Origin of the sequence: Pseudomonas sp. BF-R-01, from assembly GCF_019946615.1 — a bacterium.
In the GTDB taxonomy this organism is placed as follows: domain Bacteria; phylum Pseudomonadota; class Gammaproteobacteria; order Pseudomonadales; family Pseudomonadaceae; genus Aquipseudomonas; species Aquipseudomonas migulae.
Map to the genome: position 1 here is coordinate 43,037 of NZ_JAGYFX010000005.1, position 18,553 is coordinate 61,589.

Genomic DNA, 18,553 nt, shown 5'->3' on the forward strand with positions numbered 1-18,553 from the left:
CGTTCACCGATAATGGTTACGACACCAAACCTGTAGGAGCGAGGCTTGCCCGCGAAGGGCGCGACTCGGTTCTGGATCAGTCCATCGGCCCGTAACGCTTGGCCGCTTCAATCGCCAAACCACTGCCGATGCTGCCAAAGATGTTGCCTTCCACATGCCGCGCATTCGGCAACATCGCCGAGACGCTGTTGCGCAATGCCGGAATCCCGCTCGAACCACCGGTGAAGAACACCGTATCCACCTGATCGACCCGCACGTTGGCGTCGTTCAGCATCTGGGTCACGCTGTTGCGCACGCGCTCCAGCAAGTTGTCGATGGCCGACTCGAACAACGCCCGGCTCAACTCCACGCTCAGGCCCGGCTCGATGCGGTCCAGCGGCACATGGCGGCTGTCGGCGTGGGTCAGCTGGATCTTGGTTTCTTCCACTTCCATCGCCAGCCAGTGCCCGGCACGTTGCTCGATCAGCTTGAACAGACGGTCGATGCCGCCGGTGTCTTCGATGTCGTAGCGCATGCTGCCCAAGGCCAGGGTCGATTTCTGCGAGTACACCGAGTTGATGGTGTGCCAGGTCGCCAGGTTCATGTGGTGGCTGGTCGGCATGTAGGCACCACTCTTCATCCGGCTGCCGTAGCCGAACAGTGGCATCAGGCCTTGCAGGCTCAACTGCTTGTCGAAATCGGTCCCGCCGATGTGCACGCCGCCGGTGGCGAGGATGTCCTCGTGACGGTTGTCATGGTTGCGGCGCTCAGGAGACAGGCGCACCAGCGAGAAGTCAGACGTACCACCGCCGATGTCGACGATCAGTACCAACTCTTCCTTTTCGATGGTCGACTCATAGTCGAACGCTGCCGCAATCGGCTCGTACTGGAACGACACATCCTTGAAGCCGATGGCGCGGGCCACGTCCACCAAGGTGTTTTCCGCTTCCTGGTCGGCCATCTCGTCGTCATCGACGAAGAACACCGGACGACCCAGCACCACTTCATCGAACTCGCGACCAGCGGCGGTTTCAGCACGTTTCTTCAACTGACCGATGAACAACCCGAGCAAGTCCTTGAACGGCATCGCCGTGCCGAGCACGCTGGTGTCGTGCTTGATCAGCTTGGAACCCAGCAGGCTCTTGAGCGAGCGCATCAGGCGGCCTTCGTAGCCTTCCAGGTACTCGTGCAGCGCCAGACGGCCGTAGACCGGGCGGCGTTCTTCCATATTGAAGAAGACCACCGAGGGCAGGGTGATCTTGTCGTCCTCCAGCGCGATCAGCGTTTCCATGCCGGGGCGCAGCCAGCCGACGGTGGAGTTGGACGTGCCGAAGTCGATACCACAGGCACGGGCTGGAGATGCGTTTTTCATGTCTATCAGGTTCCGGTTAAAAAACGGCCGCGCAGTGTATGCCAGTGCGGCGCAGATTCGAAGGCCGACTATCCGCTAAATCTCGGTAATTAGCGCCTTGATAAGACGGCCCGATGCCCCAAACTTGTCTGCATTGGCCCTGGCAGCCATTGGGACGGACAAAAGAACCGCCCGCCGCTGCCGATAAACTTCTAATGCGCTGTCCGGTCACAAACTTGAGATCGGTCAAACCTCGTGCGGCAATTAAGAGCATGCTGAGGCTGATGGCGCGATTTTGATAATGGATGGTGATTCCACGATGGACTTCAAAGACTATTACAAGATTCTCGGTGTGGAACCGACCGCGGACGATAAGACGATCAAGGCGGCTTATCGTAAGCTGGCGCGCAAATACCACCCGGACGTCAGCAAGGAAAAGGACGCCGAGTCCAAATTCAAGGACGCTTCGGAAGCCTATGAAGCGCTGAAAAGTGCCGACAAGCGCGCCGAATACGACGACTTGCGCAAATACGGCCAGCACGGCCAACCGTTCCAGGGCCCGCCAGGTTGGCAGGGGCGTGGCGGCGGTGGTTTTGGTGGTGGTCAGGACTCGGGCGATTTTTCGGACTTCTTCAGTTCGATCTTCGGTAACCGTGGTCCTGGGTTTGGTGGTGGAGAGTCGCGCCGCAGTGCCGGACGTCGAGGGCAAGACGTGGAAATGGAACTTGGAATCTTTCTGGAAGAAACCCTCTCGAACGAATCGAAGAAGGTCACGTTCCAGGTGCCGCAGTACAACGCTGCCGGCCAGCACGTCAGCAACACCAGCAAAAGCCTGAACGTTAAAATCCCCGCCGGCGTGACCGACGGCGAGCGCATCCGCCTCAAAGGCCAGGGTGCACCAGGCATCGGTGGTGGTGCCAACGGCGACTTGTTCCTGATCATTCGCTTTGCGCCGCATCCGAAGTTCGACGTCGAAGGCGAGGACCTGATCATTACGCTGCCGCTGGCTCCGTGGGAATTGGCGCTGGGCACCGAAGTGGCCGTGCCTACACTGACAGGCAAGATCAACCTCAAGGTGCCGGCCGGTAGCCAGAACGGCCAGCGTATGCGTGCCAAGGGCCACGGCTTGCTGAACAAGGCCGGTCAACGCGGTTATCTGTTCGTGCAATTGAAGGCGGTCATGCCAAAGACCTCGAGCGACGAGGTCAAGGCGTTGTGGCAGGAACTGGCGAAAAAAGCCGCATTCGACCCGAGAGAAAACTTCTGATCCAAGAGACGGAGTAGCCCATCATGAGCAACCCCCTGATCGTTCAACTGGACATGGCAGAATTCTGTGAGGCGACCGATTTGTCGGACGTCTACGTGATCGAAATCGTCGAGCACGGCATCCTCGAACCTCAGGGCAAGCAGCCCAAGGATTGGCGTTTCACCGATTATGAGCTGGCGCTGGCCAAGCGTGCCGCCAAGCTGCGGCACGACCTGGAGCTGGAGTGGGAAGGCGTCGCCCTGGCGCTCGACCTGCTTGAAGAGGTGCAGCAACTGCGGGCCGAGAACCGGATGCTCAAGCAGCGGTTGGCGCGGTTGGTTGTCGAATAGCTGAAGCGTACTTGAATCCTGTAGGAGCCAGCTTGCTGGCGATGGCGTCCGTAAGATCGCCATCGCCAGCAAGCTGGCTCCTACAGATGGCGGTCTATCTGGGCAACACCACGGTAAACAGCGTCCCATCAACTTCGTTCGAACTGACCTCGATCGTCCCGCCGTGCGCATCGACCACTTCCTTGACGATGAACAACCCCAGGCCAAGGCTGGTGGACGGCTGGCCGAGTTCTTCATCGGCGCTGCGTACCAGCGGATCGAAAATCGTGCCGATTGCGTCCTCGGGTATCGGCGCTCCAAAGTTATGCACCGTTAGACGAACGGTGTCTGGTTCGCCGGTGAGGGTCACCGTCACATCACGTTTGTTCGACCCATGCTGCAACGCATTGCCGATCAGGTTTTGCAGCAGTTGAGCCAGGCGTCCGGCATCCCACACGCCTGTCGTGTCGCCCAGTGCATGAACTGTCGGATCGCATTCGGGATTACCGGCACAGGCTTCGGCAATCGCTGCGTGAGCGGCATCGGCCAGGTCCATCGGCTTCGGTTCAATTGGCAGGCTCTTGCCCAGGCGACTGCGCACCAGTTCCAGCAAATCGCCGACCATCACCGCCATGTGCCGCGCGCCGCGTTTGATATTGATCGCACAAGCCAGGGCATCGCCTTCAAGCGTGGTTTTGCGCATCAGCATTTCGGTGGACAGGCTCACGGCCTGCAAGGGGGCACGCAGGTCATGGCCGAGAATAGCCAGGAAGATATCCCGCGAATGATTGACCTGTTCGGCATAGGCCGCCGTGGATTCGGCAAGGGCTTCATCGATGGCTTCGTTGAAACGGATCATGTCTTGGAAGTAAGCGAGGTCCGGTGATTCCAGGCTGTTGACCCACAACCGGATCACACAGGCACGCAGGTGACGGAATTCGCTGGTCATCTGCATCAGATCGAAGCCCACGGTATGGCGCAGTTCACCATGGCTGGCGCCGGCTTCGTCCAGGCTCGGGGTTTTCTCCGGACCTTCGCCCCTGGCCTTGGCGAGTTGCTCGCTGGCTGTTTGCGCGGTGGTCATGTCCCGCGCTGCTGCCAACAGAATTTCCCTGGCGTGATCACGCAAGGCCACTCGATCCATATTTTCGGCCGCCGGGGTAATCGTTCTGGCGAACTGCTCCCATTCATCGACGATACGGTCTACGTGTTGCCTGATGAATTCGGATAGGCGCATGGTCGGTTTCCTGATGGCAATCCGAGGCATCTTAGCCCCTTTGGCACCCCCTAAAAACTACCACTGCGCCGGCGACCATTCTTTAGTGGCCCCAGGGTGCTAATTAAATATTTTTTAGATCCTGAAATTAAATGCATTGTTGGGCTGGCGCGGTTTTTCAAGTGGTTTTTTAAGCTTTTGTTTTTAATCGCACTCAATAGTCTGGTGGTTCTTTTCATCGCATAAGGATTTGCGAAATGAACGAACTATCGGACGCTCCGGCGTTGCAAGTTATTACCGGGCATGGAAGAAGCAAAGACAATGTTCATCATGATTATTTGCTGGGCAAACTGCCTTCGCCGCTAAAAGACGCACCTGTTTCACGACTGCTTACGATGGCCGATTCGACCGTGGAATTTGCGCAGTGGTATTTGAATGCACGCGCCATCGACCGTCAGTACCTCAAGCAACTGACGGATGAGCGCTGGCGCCTTCAGGTCCCGTTGGACGACGTGTTGGAGAATGTACAGCGGGACATTCTTGCCTTTGCCGAACCGTTGCTCGTTAAAGCATTAAAGGACCAGCTGAATCTGGATCTGGACGTCAATGCGACGCTTATTCGCCTGTATATCCCGGCAAAACTGGGTTTTGGCATCGATACCAATGCCAGTCGGCTCAGGCAATCGACGTTGCTGGAAGCGGCGCTTCACAATTTCGAGGCGCCTGAAACGCAGGCCGGCGCGTTTCGCGACGGCTCCGGCATCTTCACCCGGGACCACGAAAACGAGTTACAGCGGCATGCGCTGACGGTCGAACAATTCGCGGCCCTGTGCCGGACGCTTGATATCGGCGCGCACTATCAGCGTCACCTCAAGGCAGCTCTGATGCCCGAAGATATCGCGGCCAAGGCAATAATCGAGCGGCATTGCATGGCCAGTGAAAAAGCCATCTTCAACGAATCTGCGCTGATCGCGTATTTGAAAAACGACATCAGTTCCTATGGCTACGGGAAACTTCAGCAAATTCGTGACAATGAAAAAGGCATTGCGTGGAATCATCGTCCTTTGCAATGCCATCGACTTTCGTTAATGGGCTTCAGGATGTCCGGCATCCTGTTGTTCAGTGCAATGGCAGACCCCACTGAAGTTAAAAGAATTTACGACAGTCTGGTTCCCCGGCATCAACGCACGCTGATGGAATGGTCCAGGCGTTTGACGCTGCTACCGGGCCAGGAGTTTGAGCAGTTCAAATTACTCGAAGCGTTTTTCGCCAATGGCCCCAGCGGTCTCGTCGAAGCCACTTTGCAAAGGGAAGATGGTTTTCAACAAAGCCGTCTCGACGGGACGTTGATCGCTTATGTCCCGGATGATCCTGACCACCCCTTCAAAGAGTATGCGTCCCTAACGGACTTCATGAAGGAGCTGACGAGCCAGTTGCGCTCGCCGGACTATCAACAGTTTTTCAGCCGATTCGTGGCACAAAAAGACCATGGCAAATTCTTTGCCCGGGTTCGCGAGCGTTTCACCACGTTCACCTGGACGCAACGTGAGCCGCTGGACATGGGGCCGTGGTGGCGAGAGACCGCGGTTGAAAACGCCAACGCAGAGCCCATCACCAACATCATTACTGGCGATATTTGGCCGCAAATCGGTCGCTGGCGCAGGGATAAGGCGATTGCGGATGCGCGGCACATCGCGGTGCCGACCGACGATGAAGACGCGACCACCCGCTGGAATCGGTTGACCAGCTATCTGAGCATCGGCTGGAACGTGTTCAACTTCGGCTCCATGTTGGTTCCCGGGCTGGGCGAAGCGATGCTGGCGGTCATGGTCGGGCAGATGCTGTTCGAAACCATGGAAGGTATCGAGGCGTGGAGCAAGGGCGACAGGGACGAAGCGGCGGCCCATCTGACCAGTGTCATGATCAATTTTGCGCAACTGGCAATCATGGCGGCGGGGCATGTGTTGCCCGCCGGTGCGGCGGCGTCGGTCAAACCGTCGGCCTTCATCGATCAGTTGAAAAAGGTTGAGTTGCCTGACGGCAAGACGCGCCTCTGGAAGCCGGACCTGTCGCCCTACGCCCATGACCTGACGTTGCCGAAAACGGTGACGCCAGGTGAGCAGGGGCTGTTCCGGCACAGCGAAAAAACCATCCTGAAGCATGAAAACAAATACTTCGAAGTCAGAAACGACCCACTCACGGGCCAGCCACGCCTGCAACATCCGGATCGGCCGCAGGCGTATCAACCCACACTCGAACACGACGGTGCCGGTGTGTGGAAGACCGAGCTCGACCGACCCGTCGAGTGGGGCAAAACCACGCTCATGCGGCGCCTGGGGCTCGCGGTCGAGGATTTGTCCGAGGCCACGCTGGAGCAGATTCGTATCGCCAGCGGTGTCGAGGAAGACCTGTTGCGCCGGCTGCATGTCGTCAACGAACCACCGCCCGCGCTGCTGACCGACACGATCGAACGCTTCAAGACCTGGGCATATGTGCAAAAGCTGCCCGGGCAGATAGTGCTCGATGAGGTTCCCGAAGCGTTCATCGAGCAGGTGCCCCGTTTGCTGGTGGAACTGCCGGGCTGGCCTGAGCAAAAAAGCATCGAGCTTTTTGACGGCGCCGGACTGTCGGGGCGCTCGATCAAGTACGGCAATCTAGACGCGTCGCCGGCCGATACGCTGACGATAAGCCGTACCGAGGTCAGTGCCGGGAAACTTCCGGAGCTGGCTGTGAAGTTTGTCAATGAAGCCGACATCCATGCGTTGTTCGGACAGAGCATTTCCACTGACGAGCGTATCCGCATCGACGCCTTGAAAAACAAGCTCGCGGGGCGGGCAGGCAGTCATCCGGGGCCTTTGTTTGATGCGCTCAATCGCCGTTTGCAGCAGACAGACAACCGGCAAGTGCGGGTGCTCCAGGACGCCTTCAGCAACCTCCCGACGGTGATCGCCCGTGAGTTGCTGGCCGACATCGAACCGCAAGACTTACTCGGTATCACCGAGTCTTCGCGCCTTCCCTTGCAGCTCAGAGAACGCACGCGGCTGGCCTTGCGCACGTTACGCGCCGCACGTGCTTACGAAGGTCTTTACCTCGATGCCGCGTACGGTGTCGATAGCGAGCGATTGGCGTTGCATTCGTTGCAAGCGTTGCCCGACTGGCCCGCAAACGTGCGGATCGAAATCCGCGAATACTCATTCGACGGACCACTGCGCGACAGTGTGGGCCCGGCAGATGCCGCCGTTCGCAGAATCCTTGTCAGCGAGGACGGTCAGTACCAGGCCCGCGATGCCGATGATCTGCATCTGCATGGGGCTGATGACCTCTATGCTTCGGTGTTGCATGCCTTGCCTGATGCCGAACGGAACGCGCTGGGGTACCAGATCAATCAAGGCGCGACGCTCAAGCACGCCATTCAAAAAACGCCATTGCCACGGGACAGGTTCAACGCGCTTCTGTCGGATAACCCTGTTCGAAAACCTGAGTACGATCCAGCCACGATGCGTCTGCGTGGCGGCATGCGCGGGATGGCCCAAGGTCTGCGTCGAGTTCAGGGGCAAGTAACGCCGCAAGAGCGGGTCCGCGTCGTTCGCCCAGGATGGACGGAGGCCGAAGCTCAGTCCTATCTGCAAGCGGGGGGCAGCGACGTCAGTCTTGAGCAGAGGGCGAGTGCCCTGGAAGAGGAGTTCAATCGGCTCAATGCCAACTTCCAACGCTGGCTGAAATCACCGACCGAAGCATTCCGCTTCACGCCCGCCGGCATCGCCGAATGGCAGTCCAGAAACGCGGTGTACAAAGCGGTCAGGGAATGTTGGCAGCACACCGGCTTGCGCGATGTGGACTCGTACGGCGAGTTGCGAGGCTTCGTGCTCGACCTTGAGAACCTGCCGCTGGGGGGGCGTCTGCGCACCATGCCCACACTGGAGGGCAACTTCGATCACGTCACCCGCCTCAATCTGACCCTGACCGAATTGACCGACGCGCAGGTTTCCTTGCTCGATCATTTTCCGCGATTGCGCTCGCTCAACATCAACGGCAATTCGCTCACCCGGTTTCCTCGTGCCATCGGCCGCATGCGTGCGCTGACGGAGCTGAACCTGCGAGCAAACCGCATTGTCCTGGATGCACAAGGCGTCGCGGACTTGCGCAACCTGACGCGGCTTCAGATCCTGGACCTGCACAGCAATCCCCTCGGCCAGGTTCCGGATATTGGCAGCATGCGCATGTTGCATACGCTGATCCTGGCCGACACCGGCATTCGGAGCTGGCCGGACGGGTTATTCGCGCAGCCGCGGTTCCGGCATTTTTACCTGGACATGCAGCGCAACGAAATCACCTACGTGCCCATGGTCACGAGAGGCTCCGTTCAGGCGGAATTGCTGGCGCGCACGGTGTTGAGCCGGGAAACGGATTTTTTGCCGGCCTTCAATCTGCAGACGCTCAGGGAGTACATCGCGTCCGTCGGCATGGACCCCGATCGACCCTATCCACCTCGCGGCGTGCGCGACAGTCTGGACTGGGAAACCGGCATGACCCGGCCGGAATGGGTGGCCAAACAGGAGGTGTGGAACAGCGTCGAGGACGAGATCGGTTCGGTCGGTTTTTTCAACGAGATTCGCAAACTCACTGAATCGGGGCATTTCAAGCACGACCTCGGGTTTCGGGTCGACATGACCGCCAAGGTCTGGCGAATGCTCGATGCGATGTCGAAAAATACCGAACTGCGGCAAAAACTCTTCACCCTGACCACCGTGCCCACGGCGTGTGTCGATGCCGGCGCGCAGCTGTTCAACGCCATGGGGATGGAGGTGTTGATTCATGAAGCCTATGAACTGGCAAATCCCGCGCTGGTAGAGGGTGAACTGGTGTCGCTGGCGCAGGGCAAGTCACGTCTGGATGAACTGAGCCGGATCGCGCGCAAAACGATTTCCGAGCGCGAGGCGATGGGTGAGGAATTCAGGCGCGTCAATGCGACGGGCGAGGTCACCGGCACGATTGATGAGGTTGAAGTACACCTGGCATTCATGACGGATCTTGCCGACCGGTTAGACCTGCCCTGGCAGTCGCGAAAAATGCAGTTCAGAAAAATCGCCGGCGTCACGAGCGCGATGATCGAAGATGCTTTCCATCGTGTACTGAACCTTGAGGCGGGTGAATTGCTCGACGATTTGCTGATCGAGCAGCCGTTCTGGTCATCCTATGTCGAGGGTTCCAATCGGGGGGTTATCAAAGGTTTCAGACGCCGGATTGAAGCCACGATTGAGTTCTACTCAGCGCTTGAAAAACGCGCAACCGACACAACGCTTTCCCTTGAGCAAAAGGCTCGGTTGAAGGAAGAGCTCAGGGTGCTCGGTGCTGAGTTGAACAAACCGGAAAGCGCGTTTGCGCCGGGACGGGTCATGACCGAAGCGGAATACGCCGCCGAGCTGGAAGTCATCGACGAAGACAAGAAAGCCTTTATCAAAACATTCACACGCCAGGCAATCGAACGGGCAAAACTGCAACGGGTAGAAATCCCTTTCACCGTACAGCCGAACAGTTGATCGCTTCTGTTTTACACCGGAGCCAGGCACGCCAGGCTCCGGTGATTTGGCCGATTAAAACAGGAAGTAACGCTGGGCCATCGGCAGTACATCCGCTGGCTCGCACCAAAGCAGAACGCCGTCGGCCTTGACCTGATACGTCTGTGGGTCGACATCGATACTCGGCAGGTAGTCGTTGTGGATCAAGTCGGTTTTCTGCACATCGCGGCAACCTTTGACCACAGCGATTTTCTTCTTCAAGCCCAGTGCTTCGGGAAGTCCTGCCTCCTGCGCCGCCTGGCTGATGAACGTCAGGCTGGTGGCGTGCAACGAGCCGCCGTAGCTGGCGAACATCGGGCGGTAGTGCACCGGTTGCGGCGTCGGAATCGAGGCGTTGGCATCACCCATCAGGCTGGCCGCAATGGCACCGCCCTTGAGGATCAACGTCGGTTTGACCCCGAAAAACGCGGGGCGCCACAGCACCAGATCGGCCCACTTACCAACTTCGACCGAGCCCACTTCATGGCTGATGCCGTGGGTGATTGCCGGGTTGATGGTGTACTTGGCGATGTAGCGTTTGGCGCGGAAGTTGTCGTTGCCCTCGCCATCCCCCGGCAGTGGGCCGCGCTGTTTTTTCATCTTGTCGGCGGTCTGCCAGGTGCGCGTAATGACTTCACCGACCCGGCCCATGGCCTGGCTGTCGGAGCTGATCATCGAGAACGCGCCGAGGTCGTGGAGGATGTCTTCGGCGGCAATCGTTTCGCGGCGAATGCGGCTTTCGGCGAAGGCCACGTCTTCGGCAATACTCGGGTCCAGGTGATGGCAGACCATCAGCATGTCGAGGTGTTCGTCGATGGTGTTGCGGGTGAAGGGCCGGGTCGGGTTGGTCGAGCTTGGCAGCACGTTGGTAAAACCGCAGGCCTTGATGATGTCCGGTGCATGACCGCCACCCGCGCCTTCGGTGTGATAGGTGTGGATGGTGCGGCCCTTGAAGGCGGCGAGGGTGGTCTCGACGAAACCGGACTCGTTGAGGGTGTCGGTGTGGATCGCCACCTGCACGTCGTACTGATCGGCCACCGTCAGGCAGTTGTCGATACTCGCCGGGGTGGTGCCCCAGTCTTCGTGCAACTTGAGGCCGATGGCGCCGGCCTTGACCTGCTCGATCAACGGCTCCGGCAGGCTGGCGTTGCCCTTGCCCGTCAGGCCGATGTTCATCGGGAAGGCGTCCGCCGCTTGAAGCATCCGCGCCAGGTGCCATGGGCCGGAGGTGCAGGTAGTAGCGTTGGTCCCGGTGGCCGGGCCGGTGCCGCCGCCGATCATGGTGGTCACGCCGCTCATCAATGCCTCTTCGATCTGCTGCGGGCAGATGAAGTGGATGTGGGTGTCGATGCCGCCGGCGGTGAGGATCATGCCTTCGCCGGCGATCACTTCAGTGCTGGCGCCGATGGCGATGGTGACGTTCGGCTGCACGTCAGGGTTGCCGGCCTTGCCGATGCCTGCCACGCGTCCATCCTTGAGGCCAACGTCGGCTTTGACGATGCCCCAGTGGTCGATGATCAGCGCGTTGGTGATCACCGTGTCGACGACTTCGGCGGCCAGCAGCTGGCTTTGGCCCTGGCCGTCGCGGATGACTTTGCCGCCGCCGAATTTCACTTCTTCGCCGTAGGTGGTGAAGTCTTTTTCCACCTCGATCCACAGCTCGGTGTCGGCCAGGCGGACCTTGTCACCGACGGTGGGGCCGAACATGTCGGCGTAGGCTTGACGGGAAATCTTCATGTGCTTGCCTTAGGAATTAATTGAATGGGAGATCGCATTCGCGGGCAAGCCTCGCTCCTACAGGGTTCGTGCTGCGGACGACACATGACCTGTAGGAGCGAGGCTTGCCCGCGAAGAGGCCGGTACAGGCTGCACATGACTTACAGGTCACCCATGACCCGCCCGGCAAACCCGAACACCCGGCGATGCCCGGCCAGGTCAACCAGCTCGACCTCGCGGCTCTGCCCCGGTTCGAAGCGCACGGCGGTGCCGGCGGGGATGTTCAGGCGCATGCCGCGACTGGCAGCACGGTCGAAAGTCAGGGCGTCGTTGGTTTCGAAAAAATGGTAGTGCGAGCCGACCTGGATCGGCCGGTCGCCGCTGTTGGCCACCTTCAGGCTGACGGTGCGGCGGCCGACGTTGAGTTCGATGTCGCCGGGCTGGATCTGGAATTCACCGGGAATCATCAATGGGCTCCTTGGAGAATCTTGTAGTAGAGGGCGGTCGGCTTGTAACGACCGCTCGGGTCGCAGGCGTAGTCGGGGATTTCTCCCGCACGGGTGTAGCCCAGAGCCTTGTAGAAATCCTCGGCCGGGGAACCGGCTTCGGTGTCGAGGTAAAGCATGCCGCGCTTGTGCTGGAGCGCGGCCTGTTCCAGGGCGTTCATCAATTGTTGGCCCAACCCGCGGCGGCGCGCGTGTTCACGCACCAGCAGCTTCTGCACTTCGGCGCGGTTCAGGCCGTTGGCTTTCTGGCACAAAGTCAGTTGCACACTGGCCTGCACTTGCTCGTCCTTGACCACCACCCACAGCAGCACGTTGCCCTTGTTCAGCTCCTCTTGAACGCCATCGAACCAGGCGCGTGCCTGTGTGGCATCCAGATCGGCCATGAACCCGACACTGGCGCCATAGCTGACCGCGTCGAGCAGCAGATCAATCAAACCCTGACGATAGTGCGCAAAGCTTTCAACATTGACGCGGCGCAGTTGGGCGGCGTTCATCGGGCATTACTCCTTGTTGGCGGGCGGCGGCTCCGCGCCAGGATTGAGGGTCAGTTGCATGAAGGTCAGGTCCAGCCAGCGGCCGAACTTGGTGCCCACCTGCGGCATCTGCCCGGTGGTCACGAAGCCGACGCGTTCATGCAGGCGGATGGAAGCGGCATTGCCGCTTTCGATGGCAGCGACCATCACATGCTTGTCGCAGCCTTTGGCACGCTCGATCAACACGTCCATCAATTGCGGACCCAGTCCATTGCCGCGTTGATCGCTGCGTACGTAGACCGAGTGCTCGACGGTGTGGCGGAAACCATCGAACGGTCGCCAGTCACCGAATGAAGCGTAGCCGAGTACGTTGTTATCGCCGTCGACGATCACCAGGATCGGATAGCCCTGGGCTTGCCGGGCGCTGAACCAGGCCTGGCGGTTGCCGAGGTCCACGGCCTGTTCGTTCCAGATCGCCGTGGTGTTGAGCACGGCGTCGTTGTAGATGTCGCGGATCGCCGGCAGATCGGCGTGCACCGCATCGCGGATGTGGTAAGTCATGGCGCGGCCTCAGGCGATGGGTTGGTGGACGGTGACCAGTTTGGTCCCGTCGGGGAAGGTGGCTTCGACCTGGATCTCCGGGATCATTTCCGGGATGCCTTCCATCACTTGTTCGCGGCTGAGCAGGGTGGTGCCGAAGTGCATCAGCTCGGCCACGGTCTGGCCGTCACGCGCGCCTTCGAGCAGCGCTGCGGAGATGTAGGCCATGGCTTCCGGGTAGTTGAGTTTCACGCCGCGCGCCAAACGCCGCTCGGCCACGAGGCCGGCGGTGAAGATCAGCAGCTTGTCTTTTTCGCGTGGGGTCAGGTCCATCGTTTGGAATCCATAATCGGCAGATTAAAAAAATTCGACTCTGTAAATACATAACCCTGTAGGAGCCGGCTTGCCGGCGATGGCGTCCTTTCAGTCGATAAATATGTCGACTGATCCACCGCTATCGCCGGCAAGCCGGCTCCTACAGGGGGATTGTGTTCAGGTGCTCCATATTCTGGGTGGGACGGCTTCTCGACCGAGCAACGCAGGCCTGAGCAATCGCCACAAATCAATCAACCAGCCTCGCGCCAACAGCGCCTCGCTGGCCAGGCACCGAGCCACCAACAGGCCCGGCAACTGGGTCAAATCCCCGCGTACGTCATTGGGCAGCGAGCGACAGGTTTCCAGCAGTTCACTGTCAATCTCCCCCGTCACCAACAACGTCGCAAACACCGGTTGTCCATCCAGGCCAATCGGCGAATCGAGCAACCCGTCATCCCCGACAATGCGCTGGCGTTCGTGCCAGAGCAACTGGCCGTCGCGGCGGATATCCAGCTGCGCCTGAAAATGCCCGAGGTCAAAGCGCTCGCCACTGGCCGGACGACCCAGCGCCACCACATCCCAGTAAAACAACCGCGCATCACCTTCCAGATCAATGGATGTGTTGAGTTCTGCCTGGGCGGCGCTGAAGATAATCGTCTCTTGTGGTAACCACTCCAGTGTCGCGCCGTTGGCCACTTTCAGATCAAGTGTCTGATAAGCCGGTCCTGCCGCGCGATACCACTTGGCCGCGCCGGGGCTGGTGATTTGTGCCCACGCATCGCGGCCAACGCTGGCGCTGATGTCCAGTCGATCACCGCCGGCAATCCCGCCGGGCGGATGCACGATGATGTGCTGGCAAACCTCGGGCCCTTCGGCGTACAGATGTTTTTGCACCCGCAACGGCCCTTTATGCCGACGCTGAACCGGACGCGTGGTGTCGCCGAATCGGGCATAGCCCAGTTCCAGCTCGGCATGCCAGCTAGGCGTGAACAGCGTTGTGTGGGCAGGTAAATTCATGATGTCTAATTATCGTTAGGACGCTACAGATTAGATCGTAACCAAACCGCGCACACCCTCGGCTTCCATATTTTCGCCGCGGCCCTGCTGCACGATCTCGCCGCGGGACATCACCAGGTATTGATCCGCCAGTTCAGCGGCGAAATCGTAGAACTGCTCCACCAGCAGAATCGCCATGTCGCCGCGTGCCGCAAGCTTCTTGATGACCGCGCCGATCTCCTTGATCACCGACGGCTGGATGCCCTCGGTCGGCTCGTCGAGGATCAGCAGCCGAGGGCGGCTGGCCAGCGCCCGGCCGATTGCCAGTTGCTGCTGTTGGCCACCGGACAGGTCACCGCCGCGTCGTTGCTTCATTTGCAGCAACACCGGGAACAGCTCGTAGATGAACGCCGGGACTTCTTTCGCTTCGCTGCCCGGAAATCGCGACAGGCCCATCAGCAGGTTTTCCTCTACCGTCAGCCGACCGAAAATCTCCCGGCCCTGAGGCACGTAAGCGATCCCTGCATGCACCCGCTGGTGCGGTTTGAACGTGGTGATCGGTTTGCCTTCCCAGTTCACCGCGCCTTCTTTGGCCGGCAGCAAACCCATCAGGCATTTGAGCAGCGTGGTCTTGCCCACACCGTTGCGCCCGAGCAGGCAGGTGACTTCACCGACCTTCACGTCAAACGTCAGGCCGCGCAGGATGTGGCTACCGCCGTAGTACTGGTGCAGCTTGTCGACTTGCAGCATTTCTGAAATCTCCTCAATCCCTGTAGGAGCGAGGCTTGCCCGCGAAAAACGATGACGCGGTCTTCCAGTTGCACCGCGGCGCTCCCTTCGCGGGCAAGCCTCGCTCCTACAAAAGCAACATCATCTTCCGAGATAAACCTCGATCACCCGCTCGTTATCCTGCACCTGCTCCAGCGACCCTTCGGCCAGCACGCTGCCCTGGTGCAACACGGTGACGTGGTCGGCAATCGAGCCGACAAACCCCATGTCGTGTTCCACCACCATCAGCGAATGCTTGCCCGCCAGGCTTTTGAACAGCTCGGCGGTGAATTCGGTTTCGGCGTCCGTCATGCCTGCCACGGGTTCGTCGAGCAGCAGCAATTGCGGGTCTTGCATCAACAACATGCCGATCTCCAGGAACTGCTTCTGCCCGTGGGACAACAAGCCTGCCGGGCGATTGACCGAGGTGGTCAGGCGAATGGTTTCCAGCACTTCGCTGATGCGATCTTTCTGTTCGCCACTCAGGCGAGCCCGCAGGCTGGCCCACACCGACTTGTCGGTTTTCTGCGCCAGTTCGAGGTTTTCAAACACGCTCAACGCTTCAAACACCGTCGGCTTCTGAAACTTGCGACCGATGCCGGCCTGAGCAATTTGTACTTCACTCATCTGCGTCAGATCGAGGGTTTCACCGAACCAGGCTTTGCCATGGCTGGGGCGCGTCTTGCCGGTGATCACGTCCATCAGCGTGGTTTTGCCCGCGCCGTTGGGACCGATGATGCAGCGCAATTCGCCGACGCCGATGTACAGGTTCAAATCGTTCAGAGCCTTGAAACCATCGAAGCTGACGCTGATGTCTTCCAGGGTCAGGATGGTGCCGTGGCGGGTATTCAGGCCGGGGCCGACGCGTTGCCCGAGGCCGATGGCATCGCGGCTGGTGCCGGCGTCCTTGTTCGGCTGCGGTGGGTAGAAAGCCGGTTCAAGCATGAATTCAGCCGTCGCAGTCACTCTCATTGGTCACCCCTTTTCTTCAGCAGGCCGATCACGCCTTTGGGCAGGTACAAGGTCACGACGATGAACAGCGCGCCGAGGAAGAACAGCCAGTACTCGGGGAAGGCTACGGTGAACCAGCTTTTCATGCCGTTGACCACGCCGGCACCGAGCAACGGGCCGATCAGCGTGCCGCGACCGCCGAGTGCGACCCAGACGGCGGCCTCGATGGAGTTGGTTGGCGACATTTCGCTCGGGTTGATGATGCCGACTTGCGGCACGTACAACGCGCCCGCCAGACCGCACAGCACTGCGCTCAAGACCCAGACAAACAGCTTGAAACCCCGTGGATCGTAACCGCAGAACATCAGGCGGTTTTCGGCGTCGCGCAGCGCGGTCAGCACTCGACCGAATTTGCTTTGCGCCAGTCGCCAGCCGATAAACAGGCTCGCCACCAGCAACACCACCGTGGCGAAAAACAACACCGCGCGCGTCCCCGGTTCGGTAATGCCAAAGCCAAGAATGGTGCGGAAGTTGGTGAAGCCGTTATTGCCGCCAAACCCGGTTTCGTTGCGGAAGAACAGCAGCATCCCGGCGAAGGTCAGGGCCTGGGTCATGATCGAGAAATACACACCTTTGATCCGCGAGCGGAAGGCAAAGAAGCCGAACACCAACGCCAGCAATCCGGGCGCCAACACCACCAGACACATCGACCAGAGGAAGCTGCTGGTGCCGGTCCAGTACCACGGCAATTCGGTCCACGACAGGAAAGTCATGAACGCCGGCAAGGCATCGCCCGAGGCCTGGCGCATCAGGTACATGCCCATCGCGTAACCGCCGAGGGCGAAGAACAGACCGTGACCGAGGGACAGCAGGCCGGCGTAACCCCAGACCAGATCGAGGGCGAGGGCGACGATGGCGTAGCAAAGAATCTTGCCCACCAGGGTCAGCGTGTAGGCCGAGACATGGAAGGCGCTGTCTGGCGACAACAGCGACAGCAGCGGCAACGTCAACAGCAAAACAAGGATCACCGCACCGACGGCAATCGTGACTTTGGGGCCGGCCTTTTGGCTGGCCGTGAGCATCAGGGGCTGGTTCATCAGTCGATCACCCGTCCTTTCAGTGCGAAGAGGCCTTGCGGACGTTTCTGGATGAACAGAATGATCAGCGCGAGGATCAGGATCTTGCCGAGTACGGCGCCGATCTGCGGTTCGAGAATCTTGTTGGCGATGCCCAGCCCGAACGCGGCGAGCACGCTGCCGGCCAGTTGACCGACGCCGCCGAGCACCACCACCAGGAACGAGTCGATGATGTAGCTCTGACCGAGGTCCGGGCCGACGTTGCCGATCTGACTCAGCGCCACGCCGCCAAGGCCGGCGATGCCGGAGCCGAGGCCGAAGGCGAGCATGTCCACACGTCCGGTGGGCACCCCGCAGCAGGCGGCCATGTTGCGGTTCTGAGTGACGGCGCGCACGTTCAGACCCAGGCGTGTCTTGTTCAACAGCAGCCAGGTCAGCACCACCACGAACAGAGCGAAGGCGATGATCACGATGCGGTTGTACGGCAGCACCAGGTTCGGCAACACCTGAATCCCGCCCGACAACCACGCCGGGTTGGCCACTTCGACGTTCTGCGCGCCGAACACCAATCGGACAAGCTGGATCAGCATCAGGCTGATACCCCACGTGGCGAGCAGGGTCTCCAGTGGGCGGCCGTAGAGGTGACGAATCACCGTGCGTTCCAGCGCCATGCCAATCGCCGCCGTGACGAAAAACGCCACCGGCAACGCGATCAATGGATAGAACTCGATGGCTTGCGGGGCAAAGCGCTGGAACAGCAACTGCACAACGTAAGTCGAGTAGGCGCCGAGCATCAGCATCTCACCGTGGGCCATGTTGATCACGCCGAGCAGGCCGAACGTGATCGCCAGCCCGAGCGCCGCGAGCAGCAGGATCGAACCGAGGGACATGCCACTGAAGGCCTGGCCGAGCATCTCGCCGATCAGCAGTTTGCGTTTGACTTGGGCCAGACTGGTTTCGGCAGCCGTGCGCACATTGGCGTCGGCTTCGACACCCGGCTCCAGCAAACTCTCCAGTCGAGTGCGAGCCAGTGGATCGCCTGTTTCACCGAGCAGGCGCACAGCGGCAAGGCGTACGGCCGGGTCGGTGTCCACCAGTTGCAGGTTGGCCAGCGCGAGGCTGAGCGCGGCGTGAACGTTTTCGTCGTGTTCGCCAGCCAGTTGCTGGTCGAGGAATTTCAGCTGCGCCGGTTTTGCGCTTTTCTGCAATTGCTGCGCGGCGGCCAGACGGGTTTTGGCGTCGGTGGCGAGCAATTGATGGCTGGCCAGTGCGGTGTCGATCAGACCCCGCAGGCGATTGTTCAGGCGCAAGGTTTTAGGTTGGCCGTCGACCGTCAACTCGCCTTGTTGCAGGGCGTTGATCAGTTCGACACGAACCGGATCGGGCTGCGCGGCCCAGGCTTCCAGCAGTTTTGCTTGCTGCACAGGGTTGGCGGCGACGAAGTCTTCGGCGTCGCCGGCATGCGTGGCCATCGGCAACAACAGAGCGAGAGCGAAGATGAAACGGTAAAGGGCAGTGGGCATATCAAATGTC

At 59.9% G+C, this 18,553-nt stretch carries 15 protein-coding genes; 3 read left to right on the forward strand and 12 right to left on the reverse strand.

Annotated features, from left to right (window positions below):
• Window positions 1-76 precede the first annotated feature (76 nt).
• The gene (locus KGB27_RS03790; protein WP_192226948.1) at window positions 77-1,351 is read right to left on the reverse strand and encodes an Hsp70 family protein; all 1,275 of its coding nucleotides are present in this window, start codon (window positions 1,349-1,351) and stop codon (window positions 77-79) included.
• 298 nt (window positions 1,352-1,649) lie between these two features.
• Here KGB27_RS03790 and KGB27_RS03795 point away from each other — a divergent pair, with 298 nt between their 5' ends.
• Window positions 1,650-2,597, forward strand: a complete 948-nt coding sequence (locus KGB27_RS03795) for a DnaJ C-terminal domain-containing protein (protein WP_008031184.1) — start codon at window positions 1,650-1,652, stop codon at window positions 2,595-2,597.
• Between the two features lie 23 nt (window positions 2,598-2,620).
• Window positions 2,621-2,926, forward strand: coding sequence for a chaperone modulator CbpM (locus KGB27_RS03800; protein WP_008038687.1), 306 nt, complete (start codon window positions 2,621-2,623; stop codon window positions 2,924-2,926).
• A gap of 94 nt (window positions 2,927-3,020) precedes the next feature.
• Here KGB27_RS03800 and KGB27_RS03805 read toward each other — a convergent pair whose 3' ends face one another.
• The gene (locus KGB27_RS03805) at window positions 3,021-4,142 is read right to left on the reverse strand and encodes a sensor histidine kinase (RefSeq protein WP_223553243.1); all 1,122 of its coding nucleotides are present in this window, start codon (window positions 4,140-4,142) and stop codon (window positions 3,021-3,023) included.
• A 236-nt stretch (window positions 4,143-4,378) separates the two neighbouring features.
• Between KGB27_RS03805 and KGB27_RS03810 the strand changes: the two genes are divergently transcribed.
• Window positions 4,379-9,661: a dermonecrotic toxin domain-containing protein gene (locus tag KGB27_RS03810; RefSeq protein WP_223553246.1), complete on the forward strand. Its 5,283-nt coding sequence runs from the start codon at window positions 4,379-4,381 to the stop codon at window positions 9,659-9,661.
• A 54-nt stretch (window positions 9,662-9,715) separates the two neighbouring features.
• On the opposite strand, the gene ureC is transcribed toward KGB27_RS03810, so the two are convergent.
• The 10 genes from ureC to urtB form a co-directional block, all read right to left on the reverse strand.
• Entirely contained in the window at window positions 9,716-11,416 is a 1,701-nt protein-coding gene (gene ureC / locus KGB27_RS03815; RefSeq protein ID WP_008038690.1) for an urease subunit alpha, read from the reverse strand.
• Between the two features lie 140 nt (window positions 11,417-11,556).
• Window positions 11,557-11,862, reverse strand: coding sequence for an urease subunit beta (locus tag KGB27_RS03820; protein WP_008038692.1), 306 nt, complete (start codon window positions 11,860-11,862; stop codon window positions 11,557-11,559).
• A complete protein-coding gene (locus KGB27_RS03825) occupies window positions 11,862-12,395 on the reverse strand; it encodes a GNAT family N-acetyltransferase (RefSeq protein ID WP_008038693.1) in 534 nt (177 codons plus the stop codon). The genes KGB27_RS03820 and KGB27_RS03825 overlap by 1 nt, the downstream gene beginning before the upstream one ends.
• A gap of 6 nt (window positions 12,396-12,401) precedes the next feature.
• Window positions 12,402-12,935, reverse strand: coding sequence for a GNAT family N-acetyltransferase (locus KGB27_RS03830; RefSeq protein WP_223553248.1), 534 nt, complete (start codon window positions 12,933-12,935; stop codon window positions 12,402-12,404).
• A 9-nt stretch (window positions 12,936-12,944) separates the two neighbouring features.
• Window positions 12,945-13,247, reverse strand: a complete 303-nt coding sequence (gene ureA / locus KGB27_RS03835; RefSeq protein ID WP_007907366.1) for an urease subunit gamma — start codon at window positions 13,245-13,247, stop codon at window positions 12,945-12,947.
• Between the two features lie 159 nt (window positions 13,248-13,406).
• On the reverse strand, window positions 13,407-14,246 hold the full coding sequence (locus KGB27_RS03840) for an urease accessory protein UreD (protein ID WP_008038695.1): 840 nt from the start codon (window positions 14,244-14,246) through the stop codon (window positions 13,407-13,409).
• Window positions 14,247-14,276: 30 nt separating this feature from the next.
• Window positions 14,277-14,975 (reverse strand): urea ABC transporter ATP-binding subunit UrtE, encoded by a 699-nt coding sequence (gene urtE / locus KGB27_RS03845; RefSeq protein WP_008031204.1) that lies wholly within the window; start codon window positions 14,973-14,975, stop codon window positions 14,277-14,279.
• 120 nt (window positions 14,976-15,095) lie between these two features.
• On the reverse strand, window positions 15,096-15,965 hold the full coding sequence (gene urtD / locus KGB27_RS03850; protein WP_008038696.1) for an urea ABC transporter ATP-binding protein UrtD: 870 nt from the start codon (window positions 15,963-15,965) through the stop codon (window positions 15,096-15,098).
• Window positions 15,962-17,041, reverse strand: coding sequence for an urea ABC transporter permease subunit UrtC (gene urtC, locus KGB27_RS03855; RefSeq protein ID WP_008038697.1), 1,080 nt, complete (start codon window positions 17,039-17,041; stop codon window positions 15,962-15,964). The genes urtD and urtC overlap by 4 nt, the downstream gene beginning before the upstream one ends.
• Window positions 17,041-18,543 carry an urea ABC transporter permease subunit UrtB gene (gene urtB / locus KGB27_RS03860; protein WP_223553249.1) on the reverse strand — a complete coding sequence of 501 codons (1,503 nt, stop codon included), beginning with the start codon at window positions 18,541-18,543 and terminating at the stop codon, window positions 17,041-17,043. The genes urtC and urtB overlap by 1 nt, the downstream gene beginning before the upstream one ends.
• Between the last annotated feature and the right edge of the window lie 10 nt (window positions 18,544-18,553).